Raw genomic sequence first — 15,534 nt, forward strand, 5'->3', positions numbered from 1 at the left:
TGTAGTTTTTTTTTTAATGTAGTTTGCAGTTATTATCCTCTGCGTCCACCGCTTCTGCTTGAACTTGAGCTAGATCTTGATCCGCTGCTTCTAGATGAAGAAGAAGATGGTCTACTATAAGAACTTCTTCTAGATGAAGAGCTAGGTCTAGACGTAGGTCTCGAAGAAGGCCTTGAAGAAGGTCTTGCTTTACTTCCACTAGGTCTTGAAGAAGGTCTTGATTGAGTTCCGCTTGGTCGAGTAGGACGACTGCTAGGTCTAGTTGTAGGTCTTGTTCTTGAAGAAGGTCTTGAGTACGTATTAGGTCTAGAACCAGTAGATGGTCTTTGAGCTGAATTTGGCGTTCCTCTAGACACTCCATTTCTATAAGTACCGTTACGGTTAGATGTAGGTCTTGCAGTACCTTTGTTACGACTATAAGTTGCTCTACTTCTAGATGATGTTCTTAATCTTGATCTTGATGCAGCGATAGCATCTGTTGCTCCCATTCTTCTTCCAGAACCGTTTATCGATCTTCTACCTGTATTGTAAGCTACTCTATTACCGTTATATCTACGGTTTCCGTAATAAAAATTATTATTAAAATGGTTAAAATTACCATAGTAAAATGGGCTATTGTAAGCAAAGCCTCCACCCCAGAAAGGGTTGTAATAACCACCATACCAAGGTGACCAGAAGTTTCCTCCCCAGCCAAAGCCTCTACCCCAGCCAAAGCCACCGTTCCAGCCAAATCCACCGTTCCATCCTAAACCGCCCCAGCGATTCCATCCCCATAAAGGACTATTATTATAAATCGTTACTTGCACATCTTGAACTTCGTCACCCCAAGCACCATAACCGGTAGCAGATTCAAAATCTGTTCCGTCCACATAGATAGCATTACTATCTTCAGAAGAATATTCTTCTATATCTGTAAATATGGCTCCTTCTTCTTGAATCTCTCCAAGTTCTTGGGCACCCTTTTCAAAATAGTTTTTATAGACTTGTGTGTTAGACCCATTTGAAGTAGTTGCCTCTTGGGTAGTCGAATTAGCACTTTCATTACTACTATAAATACCATCATCGTCATAAACTGTTTGTGATGCACTACAAGCAACTAGTAATGTAGCTGCCAGTGCAGATAATGATAAACTCTTAATTGAGGTTGTGAGTGATGTAGAAAAATTCATATCGGTGCTGTTTTAATTGTTGCTTGGTGTAAAAATACCTAATTTCGCTTGGTAATTTTACGATAAGCAAAGTCACAATATTTGTGCCAAAATAGGTTTTTATGGGCAAGAAACTCACAAAAAGGAGTGAAGATTATTCAAAATGGTATAACGAGCTAGTAGTTCAAGCAGATCTTGCAGAAAATTCTGCAGTACGCGGTTGTATGGTAATTAAACCCTACGGATATGCAATCTGGGAAAAAATGCAAGCAGAGCTTGACCGTATGTTTAAGGAGACAGGACACGAGAATGCATATTTTCCATTATTTGTCCCAAAAAGCTTATTTGAGGCTGAAGAAAAAAACGCCGAAGGTTTTGCTAAGGAATGTGCTGTAGTTACTCACTACAGATTAAAGACAGATCCAGAAGATTCAAGCAAACTTATAGTAGATCCTAATGCAAAACTAGAAGAAGAATTAATAGTAAGACCTACAAGTGAAGCTATTATATGGAATACCTACAAAGGCTGGATACAGTCGTATAGAGACCTTCCATTACTTATTAATCAATGGGCAAATGTTGTAAGATGGGAAATGCGCACACGCCTTTTCTTAAGAACGGCAGAATTTTTATGGCAAGAGGGACATACGGCACACGCAACAAAAGAAGAAGCACTACAAGAAGCTGAGCTTATGAATAATGTGTATGCAGAGTTTGCAGAAAACTTTCTTGCTGTACCCGTTATAAAAGGAGTTAAAACAGAAAGTGAACGCTTTGCAGGTGCAGATGAGACCTATTGTATAGAGGCGCTTATGCAAGACGGTAAAGCACTACAAGCAGGAACCTCTCACTTCTTAGGTCAGAATTTTGCAAAAGCATTCGATGTTAAATTTACCTCAAACCAAGGAAAACAAGAGCACGTTTGGGCAACCTCTTGGGGGGTGTCAACACGACTTATGGGAGCACTAATTATGACACATAGTGATGATCAAGGCTTAGTACTACCTCCTAACTTAGCACCTTTTCAGGTAGTAATTGTTCCTATTTACAAGAACCAAGAGCAACTTGACGCTATATCTCAAGTAGCAAATGAACTGGTGCAAGATCTGAAACTACACGGTGTATCTGTAAAATTTGACAATAGAGATACTCATAAACCAGGATGGAAATTTAATGAGTATGAACTAAAAGGAGTGCCTTTAAGAATAGGCATAGGACCAAAAGATCTTGAGAAGCGCACAGTAGAACTAGCTAGAAGAGATACATTAACAAAGGAATTTGTTGCAAAAGAAACAGTAGTAGAAACTGTTATCACACTTTTAAAGGAGATACAAGAAAATCTCTACACTAAGGCTAAGAATTACAGAAACGACCATATAACACCTGTAGACACCTTTGAAGAATTCAAGGATGTGTTAAACACTAAAGGTGGATTTATAAGCGCACACTGGGATGGCACCACCGAAACTGAAGACAAAATCAAAGAAATTACTAAAGCAACTATCAGATGTATTCCTATGGATGCAATTATTGAAGAAGGAACTTGTGTGTTTTCTGGAAAAAGTTCGTCTCGTAGAGTGCTGTTTGCCAAGGCTTACTAAAAAAGTTTAAAAAAAGTTTAAAAATGGTTTGTATCATCTAGAAATATGTTTATTTTTGCATCCGCAATTTAAGCGATTGTTCTAGGCCCGTTCGTCTATCGGCTAGGACGCATGGTTTTCATCCATGTAAGAGGGGTTCGATTCCCCTACGGGCTACAATTTTTGATTTACAATTCTAGAGGTAATATTGAGAAATATGAAACTAGAATTTCTGGCCCGTTCGTCTATCGGCTAGGACGCATGGTTTTCATCCATGTAAGAGGGGTTCGATTCCCCTACGGGCTACAATTTTTATAATTATTAGAAAAAACAATAATGGCAAATCACAAGTCAGCTTTAAAGAGAATTAGAAGCAACGAAGCAAAGCGTCTTAGAAATCGTTACCAGCACAGAACGACTCGTAACGCGATTAAGAGATTACGCGATATGACTGAGCAGAAAGATGCTCAGGCTTTATATCCAGCAGTAGCTTCTATGATTGATAAGTTAGCTAAACGCAATATTATCCACGATAATAAAGCTGCTAACTTAAAATCTAAGCTTGCAAAGCACGTAGCAGCTCTTTAAGGGTTATACGTTATAGACATACAGAGAACTTCTATATTTATATAGGGGTTCTTTTTGTTATTTAAAATGCTGCTTAGTATTGCTTTCGCGAAAGCGTTAAAAATTACATTAAAAGGCATTTTAAAAAAATTAAAACCGCAAGTAATATTGCACCCGCTTAGGCTAACCTCTGACGATGTTCGTGAATGTTGCCCTAACGTAAAATCACTTTAATATCCATAAAATGGAAGATTTAGTAAAATTCGTACAAGACGAATTCATCCCAAAAAATGATTTCCCAACCTTTGCAGCAGGTGATACTATCACTGTGTACTATGAAATTAAGGAAGGTGAAAAAAGTAGAACACAGTTCTTTAGAGGAGTTGTATTACAATTAAGAGGTACTGGAAGAACTCAGACTTTTACAATCCGTAAGATGTCTGGTACTGTAGGTGTAGAGCGTGTATTCCCGCTTAACCTTCCAGCTATCCAGAAGATTGAAGTAAACAAAAGAGGTATTGTACGTCGTGCACGTATCTTCTACTTCAGAGGTCTTACAGGTAAGAAAGCCCGTATCAAAGAAAGACGCGGATAGTCTTACTGGACAATTTTATTCAAAAAGCTTCACTTTTATAGTGAGGCTTTTTTTATGAACAAAAGTTAAGAACTCAAGTTAATAATAGGTTGAAAATTAAATAAATACATTTTAAACTAACGAATCAAAACTATTACTACATTTATATAGTTCTAATCCACTAGACGATTTTAACCATCCAGAAAACTACAATAGTATTACCATATTATTTTAGTTAAGTTGTGGTTACTAATAAGACCCGCTGCACAAGCTAGATGAGTAGATATTGTAAATCATCTACTTATCAAATAATCTTAAGTAACGCGACATCCCTGAGATAGTTTGTTTTATATTGACAAACAACACTATTTCAGCAGAAATTGAACGGTTACAGTCATTAAAACACTGTTATAAAACTTCAAGGGTTTACCGGTAAAGCAATTTCTAAAAAGCCATATCAACGTACTTTGTACAGGGATATGGCTTTTGTTTTTCATATAAATGAACGTTATAATGCTCAAAACTTGTGGAAACTTTTATCGGATAGTACTATTATTTTAACATTTCCCACGATATTTAAAACTAACTAAACATCAATCAAATATGAAAATAATATACCTATCAGTGATAGTATCACTATTGGTTTTTACATCTTGTGAAGAACCAGACAACGCAATTAATTATGTCTTAGATAACGTAAGAAACGGAGCTGTGCTACGTACCCGCGCAATTAACAACTCAGTATATGATGTACAATCACCTGCTACACCTATTTCTTACGTCCTTGAGATGCAAGATGGAAACGAGGGAGAATTACTTGACCGTGTAGACGTCTTTCTATCATTTGTAGATCGAACATCTGAAAATGGAGACAATAGCACATCTTCAGTGCTCTTTAAAACACTTAGCGCATCAGATTTTACACAAGGTGAGCGAGGTTACCCAGTCACAGAACTAACAATAACAACCCAAGAGCTTCTTGAAAACACTAATCTTACTATCAATGAAATATCTTGTACTGATAAATTTGTTATAGACTTGACGCTGCATCTTACCAATGGACTGGCCTTTAATCACGAGAACAGCATAGGCCCTATTATAAGTTACCCAGGCTCAATAAACTCTCCATTCAGCTATGATATATACGTTGTAGAAGGCATCGATAATGATAAGTTTACAGGAGTTTATGACTACAGCAGTGTAGTAAATGGATTTGATGGTCCTACTTTTATAACTCCAAATCAATTTACACTTGAAAGATCACGACCTAATGTTCGTCATTTTGAAATATTTAGAGACACGCAACAAATGTTTGATGGTACATTTATATTATCTGAAGTTGAGTTTACTATAGCCTGTGACCAAGCTATAATGACTCGATACATACGCTCAGCTATAGTCTGTTCATCACGTGTAGAAGCTGACCATCAAGTGCTATTAGGTCCATCTAACGATTTAAACGGCACAATAGACGAAATAGACGACACGGTATTTGATTTACGTTTTATTGAAGGATTTGAAGGTAATGACGGATTTTGTGGTTGGCCTGTAACTCCTTCCACTTTTAGACTTACAAAGCAATAATTGTAATACAGACATATTGTCAAAATATCAAATAAGAAGCATAGCGAGTTTTGTGATAGATAAACATAAATAATTAGGCTGAAATTAACAGAAAAGATGACTTAAGTTAGACGTGATTTTAGGTGGAAAAATGCCCTACAAATTACTATATTTGCTAGGCTTGCTCAGCAAGTAAATTTCAACTGATTTATTAAATAAAAAAACTCCTGAATGGCGACAGATAAAACCACCATTAAATATACACTTACGGATGAAGCTCCTATGCTTGCAACACATTCATTCCTCCCTATTGTAAAGCGCTTTACAAAATCTTCTGATATTGAGATGGAGCTAGTGGATATCTCTCTGGCTGGTCGTATCATAGCAAACTTTTCTGAATATCTTACAGAAGATCAAAGACAAGAAGATGCGCTTGCAGCACTAGGAGAACTTGCAAAAAAACCAGAAGCAAATATTATAAAGCTTCCTAATATCTCTGCTTCTATACCACAGCTTACAGCGGCTATAAAAGAATTACAGAGTGATGGATATGCAATTCCAGATTTTCCGGAAGAGCCTACAACAGATGAAGAAAAATCTATACGTGCAAGATTTGCAAAAGTACTAGGTAGTGCTGTAAACCCAGTACTACGTGAGGGTAACTCAGACAGACGTGCACCTAAGCCAGTTAAGCAATATGCTCGCAATAACCCGCACAGTATGGGTGCTTGGAGTGCAGATTCACAGTCTCACGTAGCGACGATGTCTCACGGAGACTTTAGAAACAACGAAAAGTCTGTTACAATAAAAGAGGCAGGTAACATACGTATAGAACACGTAGATGCTACTGGTAAAGTAACAGTACTTAAAGCCGAGACTCCGGTTCTTGCAGAAGAGATTATAGATGCTTCTCTTATGGAGAAACAAGCGCTTATAAACTTTTTAGAAACTCAAGTTGCAGATGCAAAGGAGAAAGAACTTTTATTCTCTCTGCATATGAAGGCGACAATGATGAAGGTTTCTGATCCAAAAATATTTGGTCACGCAGTAAAAGTCTTTTTTGCTCCAGTATTTGAAAAGTATGGTGCTACTCTTGATAAAATAGGTGTAGATGTAAATAATGGTTTTGGAGATTTACTTGCCAAAATAGAGGAATTACCAGCATCTGAGAGAGAAGAAATCAAGGCGGCTATACAAGCCTGTTATGATGCTCGTCCAGACCTAGCAATGGTAAACTCAGATAAAGGCATCACAAACCTACACGTACCTAGTGATGTGATTATAGATGCATCTATGCCAGCTATGATACGCGCTTCTGGACAAATGTGGAATGCACAAGGAAAGCAACAAGATACTAAGGCAGTTATACCAGATAGTAGCTATGCAGGTGTTTTTCAAGAAACCATAGAGTTTTGTAAAAAGCACGGTGCCTTTGACCCTACTACTATGGGTACAGTACCTAACGTAGGTCTTATGGCTCAAAAAGCCGAAGAATACGGATCTCACGATAAGACTTTTGAAATACCTACTGCAGGAACAGTACGTACGGTAGACAATGCTGGTAACGTTCTTACAGAACACACGGTAAGTGAAGGTGATATCTGGAGAATGTGTCAAGTAAAGGACGCACCTATACGTGACTGGGTAAAACTTGCTGTAAGTCGTGCTAGAGCAACTGGATCTCCAGCTGTATTCTGGCTAGACAGTGAGCGTGCACACGATGCAGAGCTTATTAAAAAGGTAAATCTTTACCTTAAAGATCACGATACAGAGGGACTAGATATACAGATTATGTCTCCCGTACTAGCCACACGTTTCTCACTTGAGCGTATTAAAAATGGTCAAGACACTATCTCTGTAACTGGTAACGTATTGCGTGATTACAACACAGATCTTTTCCCAATACTTGAAGTAGGGACAAGTGCAAAAATGTTATCTATTGTACCACTTATGAATGGTGGTGGACTTTTTGAAACAGGTGCTGGAGGATCTGCGCCTAAGCACATACAGCAGTTTCTAGAAGAAGGTCACCTGCGTTGGGATTCTCTTGGAGAATTTCTTGCACTAGCAGTATCACTAGAGCACGTGGCTACTACTAAGGGTAATGAGAGAGCACAAATACTTGCAGACACACTAGACGAGGCGACTATCAAGTTTTTAGAAAACAGAAAATCACCTTCTCGTAAAGTAAACGAGTTAGATAACCGTGGTAGTCACTTCTACCTTGCATTATACTGGGCACAAGGACTAGCTAGCCAAACTAAAAATGCAGATCTAGCCGCAGAGTTTGCTCCTATTGCAAAGAAAATGGAAGAAAATGAGCAAACTATCATAAATGAACTTAACGCAGCACAAGGAAGTCCTCAAGATATAGAGGGTTACTACAGTGTGAGTAGCGACAAAACATTTGCAGCAATGCGACCAAGCGCAACATTTAACGCGATTATAGATTAAGGTTTTTACGCTTTCGCGAAAGCGTAATCATCACCCACAAAAGCCTCTTCATTTTTGAAGAGGCTTTTTATTTTTAACAAGTTTATCGGTATTTTGTCACTAGCTTTACTTCAAATCTTTACAATGAAAAATATTTTATACGTACTGATATTTTTAGGGTCGTTACACCCCCTACTCTCTCAAGAAAAATACACCTTGAGCGGTACCATTACAGATGTATCAAGTAATGAAACCTTGATAGGAGTAAGCATCTTATTTCCTGAGCTTAATGATGGTGTTGTGACTAACTCATATGGCTTTTACTCTATCACACTACCCGAAGGCATTTATAAGGTACAGGTAAGCTACTTAGGCTATAAAGATGTGATAGAAACTATAGAGCTCAATAAAGATATACGTAACAATATAGCCCTCTCTACATCACTAGAACAACTAGATGAGATTGTCATAGAAGAGAAGGTAGAACGTGTGAGAATACGCAAACCACAAATGAGTGTAAATGCACTCACTTCTGAGTCTATTAAAAGCATCCCAGTTGTACTAGGAGAAGCAGATGTTATAAAAGCGATACTCCTGCTACCTGGTGTAACGAGTGCTGGTGAGGGAGCCTCTGGATTTAATGTACGAGGTGGCGCTGCAGATCAAAACTTAATTCTTCTAGACGAGGCTACCATTTTTAACTCCTCACACCTCTTTGGTTTTTTTTCCGTGTTTAACCCAGATGCTATTAAGGATTTGAAACTATATAAAGGAGGTATACCAGCTAGATATGGTGGACGGGTATCTTCTGTTTTAGATATTTATCAAAAGGAAGGTAACAGCAAGAAAACAAAGGTTACCGGAGGTATAGGCGCTGTAGCAAGTAGACTGCTGGTAGAAGGACCTATTGTAGAGGATAAAGCAGCTTTCCTCTTTGGCGGTAGAGCATCATATGCACATTTATTTTTACCACTATTTGATATAGACAATAAAGCCTATTTCTACGATCTTAATACAAAGATTAATTACAAAATTAATGATAACAATAGCTTGTATCTATCTGGTTATTTTGGTCGAGACCTTTTTAGCGTAAGCGATAGTTTTAAAAATGTATATGGTAATGCGGTAGGTAATTTAAGATGGAATCACATTTTTAGTGACAAGCTATTTTCAAACGCCTCTCTTATTTATAGTGATTACTACTATGGGCTTGATCTAGATTTTGTAGGCTTTGAGTGGAACTCTGGTATTAATAATATAAATATCAAATATGATCTTACCCACTACCTTAACGACAAGATGAAGATCTACTCAGGTATTAATAACTTATACTATACTTTTAATCCTGGTAAAATTCAACCTAATGGTCCAGACTCTGGTATTGTAGAAGAGCAGCTTGTAAAAAAATATGCAAATGAGTTTGCTGCATATGTAGACGTAGAACATAAATTATCGCAAAACCTTACAGTTGAGTATGGTTTACGCTTTAGTAATTTTACGAGATTGGGACAAGACGAGGTTAACATTTACAGAGATGACCAGCCAGTATCTTTTGATCCCTTCTTACTTATTTATCAAAGCGAAGACCCTATAGGTGTAGATACCTCTTTTTCTAGAGGAGATAAGCTAGCAACATTTAATGCGCTTGAACCTCGCATTGCGGCTTCTTATGCTTTTAATGACGATACGTCTATCAAAGCGAGTTATACTAGACTAGTACAATACTTGCATTTATTATCTAACACAAGCTCCCCTACTCCGCTTGATATCTGGACACCTAGTGGTGAGTTTACTGCACCACAACAACTGGATCAATATGCTATAGGTTATTTTAAAAACTTTGAGATAGGTAGCAGTGAGTATACCATAGAGACCGAGGCTTTTTATAAAGACATAGATGGTCGTATAGACTATATAGACGGTGCTCAACTCATTGCAAACGAAGCCATAGAGCAAGTTATTTTACAAGGTGAGGCTAGAGCCTATGGACTTGAATTTTTATTGCGTAAAAATGACGGAAAGTTTAAAGGCTTTCTAGCATATACTTTATCTAAGTCTGAGCAGCGCACCCCAGGTCGAACTGCAAATGAGTTAGGTATTAATCGCGGGCAATGGTATAACACACCTTATGATAAAACTCACGATATCTCTATGAATCTTAATTATGAGCTTAGTGATAAATGGAAATTTGGAAGTAATTTCTTATTTCAAACAGGACAGCCTACTAACTTCCCAGTGGGGCAATTTGAGTTTCAAGGTATTGTCATCCCTACATATGGACCCCGTAATGAGCAAAGATTACCTAGTTACCATAGACTAGACTTAAGCGCGACACTTACGCCAGAAAAAAACAAGAACAGATCGTGGCAATCAGAATGGGTTTTTAGTATTTATAATGCCTATAACCGCCGTAATGCCGCCTCTATAAACTTTAGACAAAATGCAGACACTGGTAATAACGAGGCAGTAAGAACTGCCATTTTTGGAATCATTCCTGCGGTTACCTATAATTTTAAATTTTAGTAAGAGATGAGATATATAACACTCCTTATAGCATTATTACTAGTATTTACATCGTGCGAAGATGTAATAGATGTAGATCTTAATGATGAAGACCCTCGCCTTATTGTAGATGCCCTCATACGCATTGACACTACGCAACAATTAACAGCGGCAAACATAAAGGTGTCACTTTCTTCTTCGTTCTTTGGTGAGATACAACCGGCAGAGGTAGAGAATATGTTTATTCAAAAAAGTGATGAGTCTGGGTTTGTACCTTATGAGGCTGTACCGGGTGAACCAGGTGTATACAGACCATTTGCGACAACAGTTTCTCCTGTTACAGATAATAAGATTGTTACCAGCTGGCTTACTAGCGAGTCTGAGTATTTATTTTTTGTCACGCACCAGGGGCAAGATTATTTTGCCAGAACTACATTTGCACCGTCTGTTCCTATAGATACTATTGAGCAAGGTGATGGAGGACTTTTTGATGAAGACGATAAGGAAGTAATTATTGCATTTACAGATATTCCAGAACAAGAAAATTACTATCTCATTGATTTAGATTTTAATGAATACCTCCCTACAGAAGATCGTTTTTACCCAGGACAACAATTTGAGTTCTCTTATTTTTATGATGCAGAAGACACACCACTTAACCCCGGTGATACTGTAGATATAAGTATTCTGGGAGCAAATGAGCAGTTTTATGATTATATGAACGGACTTTTAGAACAAAGTGAACAGGGCGATAACGGCCCCTTCCAGACACCTACTGCAACGGTGAGAGGGAATATTCTTAATATTACAGACATAGATAATATAGATCAGTTTGATAATTTAAATAGACCAGATGCGTTTATACTGGGGTATTTCTCATTGTCGCAACAGTTTTCGGCGAGCTTGATTATAGAAGAATAGAATTACGCTTTCGCGAAAGCGGACTTATTACCACCATCACTTTTAATTATACAAAGCTATTACTTACTTTAGTACCTATGTCAAAACGATTGCTATTATCATTTGCACTAGTCCTGATAACCGGATTAATATATTCTCAAAATGAAATTCCTGAAAACTACTTTGTAAATCCGCTAGATGGCGAGCTTGTACTTGCTGGAAGTTTTGGGGAGTTACGCAGTAACCACTTTCATAGTGGGCTTGATTTAAAAACACAGCGCAGAACTGGTTTACCCGTTTATGCAGCTGCCGAAGGTAGTATCACACGCATAAAAATATCTCACTACGGTTATGGGAAAGCTATTTATGTGGCTCACCCTAATGGATATACAACTGTGTATGGACACTTACAAAAATTTTGTCCAGAGGTAGAAGCTTATATAAAACGAGCACAATACAAAAAACAGTCTTATGAGATTGAGCTATTTCCTAAAAAAGGAGAGCTTACCATAGGCAAGGGAGAAATACTTGCATATAGTGGAAACACAGGTAGTAGTGGCGGTCCTCACCTTCACTTTGAAATAAGAGATGGTAATGCAAGACCTATGAATCCTTTCTTATTTGGACTTACGGCAAAAGACACTAGAAAGCCTACTATAAATCACTTACGTGCATACCCTATAGGTGATCAATCAACCATCAATAAAGGAACCGAAGCTATAGATGTGCGCCTCACCCAAAAGGCAGACGGGAGTTACCAAGCAGAAAATATAAAGGCCATAGGAGCTATAGGTTTTGCGATAGGTACCATAGACCAGCAAGACCTAGCAAATAATAAGAATGGTATCTATACCATCACGACCTCTATAAATGGTGAGACTAATTTTGAGGTGAAAATGGATAAATTCTCCTTTGCAGAAACCAGATACCTCAACCGAATGATAGATTATGGGTTGTATAAAGACAAAAGAAAGCGCGTACAGAAGTTGTTTATAGAAAGAAACAATCCGCTTAGTATATACACGCAGCAGGTCGATAACGGTATACTTACCATAGAAGATAGTCTTGCTTACCAGTATCAAATAAAAGTAAAAGATTTTGCACATAACGAAGTAATCATAAACATACCTATAAGTGGTAAAAAAGATAGCCTAAGCTCACCAAGAACAAATACAGAGGGTAAAGACTTTGTATATAGTGACCAAGGATACAATTTTAATGAAGGAAAATTTGAGGTATATATTCCTAAAGGAGCATTTTATGATGACTACTTTTTAAATCTCAAAGCAGAGGGTGACAAACTAACTTTGCACAAGGATGTACTACCCGTACATAAAAATATAAGTATATCATATGACCTATCTGGTTATAATGAGTCAGATCGCGATAAGCTATATCTAGGTAGAATAAATTACAAAGGTGATGTGTATTACAGTAATACCCGTATTAAGGATAATAAACTTCAAATTAACACACGTACCCTAGGAGAATATACAATTGCAAAAGACACAGACCCGCCGGTGGTAAAGGCGAGCAATTTTACAAAAGGTAAATGGATGTCAAAATATCGCTACCTTAAATTTGAGATAAAAGACCTGGCAAGTGGTATAAAGGGATACCGTGCTACAGTAAACGGTAAGTTTATCTTACTTGAGTATGAGCCAAAAACCAAAACACTCACACACGATTTTAACGATAATGCCGTTACAGATACTAAGAACGAACTCAAACTTATCGTGACTGATAATGTGGGAAATAGTACTACATTTGAAACTACATTCTTTAGAAAACCATCCATTGAAAAATAACTACCTCCTACTCATCCTACTTTTATGTTTTACAACTCTAGGTCTTGCCCAAACGGCAACTATAAGAGGCATCATACTAGATGATAAAAACACACCTGTACCAGGAGCTTCTGTTGCATTTATGGGAGATGGCACTGTTACAAATGACAATGGTTTTTATGTAATAGTGATTCCTGCAAATGAAGATATCGCAATATCTTATACCTATGTAGGTTTTAAAAAAATAACACAAACCTTCAACCTTAAAGCAAATGCCGATATTGAGTTTAACCCAGTATTAAAAACCGATATTGAACAACTAGGTACAGTTATTATTACCACTACTACCAGGCAGCGTGTAGAAGGCGTGACTACCATAGCTCCAGAGACTATACGCAAGACACCAGGTGCAAATGCGGGAGTAGAAAATCTTCTCAAGTCATTACCAGGAGTGAGTAATAACAATGAGCTCAGTACACAATATGCTGTGCGCGGTGGTAACTTTGACGAGAACCTAGTATACATTAATGAAATAGAAGTTTACCGTCCATTTTTAGTACGCTCTGGACAGCAAGAAGGATTGAGTTTTGTAAACAGTGATCTAGTTCAAAATGTAGCTTTTAGTGCTGGAGGATTTCAGGCAAAATATGGAGACAAACTTTCTTCTGTACTTGACATTACCTACAGAAGGCCTGTAGATTTTGCGGCCAGTGTAGATGCCAGCCTTCTAGGCGGTAGTATCTCTGGTGAAGGAATTTCTAAAGACGGGAGATTTACAGCACTTGCAGGTGTACGTTATCGCGATAATAGCCTTCTTGTAAATGCAAAACAAACAGAAACTAACTTTAAACCACGTTTTTTTGACGCTCAGTCATTGCTTACGTATAAGTTTACAAATAAATTTCAACTAGACTTTTTAGGGAACATTGCGATAAATAAATATGACTATGAGCCACTTACACGACAAACCAATTTTGGTAGTCTTGCAGATCCTCTAGCCCTTATTGTCTTTTATGAAGGTCAAGAAGAAGATAAGTATGAGACTTACTTTGGAGCCTTAAAAGGTACTTACCAACTTAATGAGCATACCACACTCAAAGTTTTAGGATCTGCATATCACACACAAGAGCAAGAGTATTTTGATATTTTTGCAGACTATCGCTTAGGAAGACCTAATACTAACATAGGTGATGAAGACCTAGGTGATGTAGAGTTTACACAAGGTATAGGCTCACAACTTACACACGCTCGTAATGATCTAGATGCACTTTTTATAAATGTAGAGCATAAAGGAACGTATCTGAAAGATACAGACCAGATAGATTGGGGCATAAAATATACTCGTGAAGATATACGTGATAGACTAGAAGAATATGAGGTTATAGACTCTGCTGGGTTTTCTATAAGACCACCTATAGGAGATTTTACAAATGAGCAACCTTATGCGGCATTTGATGCGCCTCTTGAGCCATTTACAAACATACGTGCCCGTAATAATGTCCAGATTAATAGACTCTCTGCTTATGGACAATACAGCAAACGTACCGAGATAGGAAATAATGAACTCTGGATAAATGCTGGAGTACGAGCACAACAGTGGACGGTAAGCGGAGATAACATTGAGAATACAACACAAACCGTGGTAAGCCCGAGAGCACAACTTAGTTTAAAACCTGGTGGCAACTCAGATATGATTTTTAGATTATCTGGAGGTCTCTATGCCCAACCTCCTTTATATAGAGAGTTGAGAGACTCACTGGGACAGGTACGACCAGATGTAAAAGCTCAAAAATCTTTTCATCTTGTAGCTGGCCACGACTGGAGTTTTAATCTTTGGGAACGCCCATTTAAACTAGTGACAGAAGCATATTATAAAGGTCTTACAGATGTAAATCCATATACCTTAGAAAATGTACGCATACGTTACAGAGCTACAAATAATGCTACGGCAAGAGCTTATGGTATAGATACCAGACTTAATGGTGAGTTTGTACCAGGTACACAAAGCTGGATAAGTCTAGGTGTACTGCGCACAGAAGAAAATATAGATAATCAAGGGTATATACCAAGACCTACAGACCAACGATTAAAGGTTGCTTTTCTATTTCAAGACTACGCGCCTAATATTCCTAGCTTGAAACTTTACATTAATATGGTATACCAGACAGGCCTACCAGGAGGATCACCTAGTTATGCAGATCCTTATGTGTTTTCAGAATTACCTAGGTTGAGAGACTATTTTAGAGCAGATGCAGGTATAAATTATGTATTTACAGATGCATCAAAACCGTTCCCAAAGGGTCACTGGCTGCACGTCTTCAAGGATCTTACAGCTGGTTTTGAAATCTATAACATATTTGATAGACTGAACTCGATTACAAACACCTTTGTAAGAGACGCAAGTACACAACAGCAGTTTGCAATTCCTAACTTTTTATCTCCTAGAGTTTTTAATGTACGAGTATCTGCTAAGTTCTAGA

The 15,534-nt window shown here is 37.7% G+C and carries 10 protein-coding genes and 2 tRNA genes; 11 read left to right on the top strand and 1 reads right to left on the bottom strand.

The annotated features are described in order from the left end of the window. Positions 1–32: 32 nt before the first annotated feature. A complete protein-coding gene (locus ACJJVM_RS03025) occupies positions 33–1,169 on the bottom strand; it encodes a hypothetical protein (RefSeq protein ID WP_405210762.1) in 1,137 nt (378 codons plus the stop codon). A gap of 101 nt (positions 1,170–1,270) precedes the next feature. Here ACJJVM_RS03025 and proS point away from each other — a divergent pair, with 101 nt between their 5' ends. The 11 genes from proS to ACJJVM_RS03080 all read left to right on the top strand — a co-directional run bounded on the left by proS (position 1,271) and on the right by ACJJVM_RS03080 (position 15,533). After that, complete coding sequence (proS, locus tag ACJJVM_RS03030; RefSeq protein WP_405210763.1) at positions 1,271–2,749, top strand: proline--tRNA ligase; 1,479 nt, start codon at positions 1,271–1,273, stop codon at positions 2,747–2,749. 84 nt (positions 2,750–2,833) lie between these two features. After that, a tRNA-Glu gene (locus ACJJVM_RS03035) sits at positions 2,834–2,905 on the top strand. 57 nt (positions 2,906–2,962) lie between these two features. Beyond that, positions 2,963–3,034, top strand: a tRNA-Glu gene (locus ACJJVM_RS03040). 30 nt (positions 3,035–3,064) lie between these two features. Then, entirely contained in the window at positions 3,065–3,316 is a 252-nt protein-coding gene (gene rpsT, locus ACJJVM_RS03045) for a 30S ribosomal protein S20 (protein ID WP_013751623.1), read from the top strand. A gap of 223 nt (positions 3,317–3,539) precedes the next feature. Next, positions 3,540–3,890: a 50S ribosomal protein L19 gene (gene rplS, locus ACJJVM_RS03050; protein ID WP_035328245.1), complete on the top strand. Its 351-nt coding sequence runs from the start codon at positions 3,540–3,542 to the stop codon at positions 3,888–3,890. A gap of 582 nt (positions 3,891–4,472) precedes the next feature. Next, positions 4,473–5,453: a hypothetical protein gene (locus tag ACJJVM_RS03055; protein WP_405210764.1), complete on the top strand. Its 981-nt coding sequence runs from the start codon at positions 4,473–4,475 to the stop codon at positions 5,451–5,453. Between the two features lie 210 nt (positions 5,454–5,663). Then, complete coding sequence (locus tag ACJJVM_RS03060; protein ID WP_405210765.1) at positions 5,664–7,886, top strand: NADP-dependent isocitrate dehydrogenase; 2,223 nt, start codon at positions 5,664–5,666, stop codon at positions 7,884–7,886. A gap of 123 nt (positions 7,887–8,009) precedes the next feature. Next, on the top strand, positions 8,010–10,388 hold the full coding sequence (locus tag ACJJVM_RS03065) for a TonB-dependent receptor (protein WP_405210766.1): 2,379 nt from the start codon (positions 8,010–8,012) through the stop codon (positions 10,386–10,388). 6 nt (positions 10,389–10,394) lie between these two features. Next, positions 10,395–11,288, top strand: coding sequence for a DUF4249 family protein (locus ACJJVM_RS03070; RefSeq protein ID WP_405210767.1), 894 nt, complete (start codon positions 10,395–10,397; stop codon positions 11,286–11,288). A 77-nt stretch (positions 11,289–11,365) separates the two neighbouring features. After that, the gene (locus tag ACJJVM_RS03075; protein ID WP_405210768.1) at positions 11,366–13,075 is read left to right on the top strand and encodes a M23 family metallopeptidase; all 1,710 of its coding nucleotides are present in this window, start codon (positions 11,366–11,368) and stop codon (positions 13,073–13,075) included. Further along, on the top strand, positions 13,065–15,533 hold the full coding sequence (locus ACJJVM_RS03080; protein ID WP_405210769.1) for a carboxypeptidase-like regulatory domain-containing protein: 2,469 nt from the start codon (positions 13,065–13,067) through the stop codon (positions 15,531–15,533). The genes ACJJVM_RS03075 and ACJJVM_RS03080 overlap by 11 nt, the downstream gene beginning before the upstream one ends. Position 15,534 lies beyond the last annotated feature (1 nt).

Origin of the sequence: Dokdonia sp. Asnod2-E02 (assembly GCF_045063915.1) — a bacterium.
In the GTDB taxonomy this organism is placed as follows: domain Bacteria; phylum Bacteroidota; class Bacteroidia; order Flavobacteriales; family Flavobacteriaceae; genus Dokdonia.

What these genes read in the sequence shown, in the direction of transcription:
- ACJJVM_RS03075 (WP_405210768.1), top strand. Translation starts at nt 11,366, where the DNA reads ATGTCAAAACGATTGCTATTATCATTTGCACTAGTCCTGATAACCGGA.
- ACJJVM_RS03070 (WP_405210767.1), top strand. Translation starts at nt 10,395, where the DNA reads ATGAGATATATAACACTCCTTATAGCATTATTACTAGTATTTACATCG.
- ACJJVM_RS03055 (WP_405210764.1), top strand. Translation starts at nt 4,473, where the DNA reads ATGAAAATAATATACCTATCAGTGATAGTATCACTATTGGTTTTTACA.
- rpsT (WP_013751623.1), top strand. Translation starts at nt 3,065, where the DNA reads ATGGCAAATCACAAGTCAGCTTTAAAGAGAATTAGAAGCAACGAAGCA.
- ACJJVM_RS03025 (WP_405210762.1), bottom strand. Translation starts at nt 1,169, where the DNA reads ATGAATTTTTCTACATCACTCACAACCTCAATTAAGAGTTTATCATTA.
- ACJJVM_RS03065 (WP_405210766.1), top strand. Translation starts at nt 8,010, where the DNA reads ATGAAAAATATTTTATACGTACTGATATTTTTAGGGTCGTTACACCCC.
- rplS (WP_035328245.1), top strand. Translation starts at nt 3,540, where the DNA reads ATGGAAGATTTAGTAAAATTCGTACAAGACGAATTCATCCCAAAAAAT.
- ACJJVM_RS03060 (WP_405210765.1), top strand. Translation starts at nt 5,664, where the DNA reads ATGGCGACAGATAAAACCACCATTAAATATACACTTACGGATGAAGCT.
- proS (WP_405210763.1), top strand. Translation starts at nt 1,271, where the DNA reads ATGGGCAAGAAACTCACAAAAAGGAGTGAAGATTATTCAAAATGGTAT.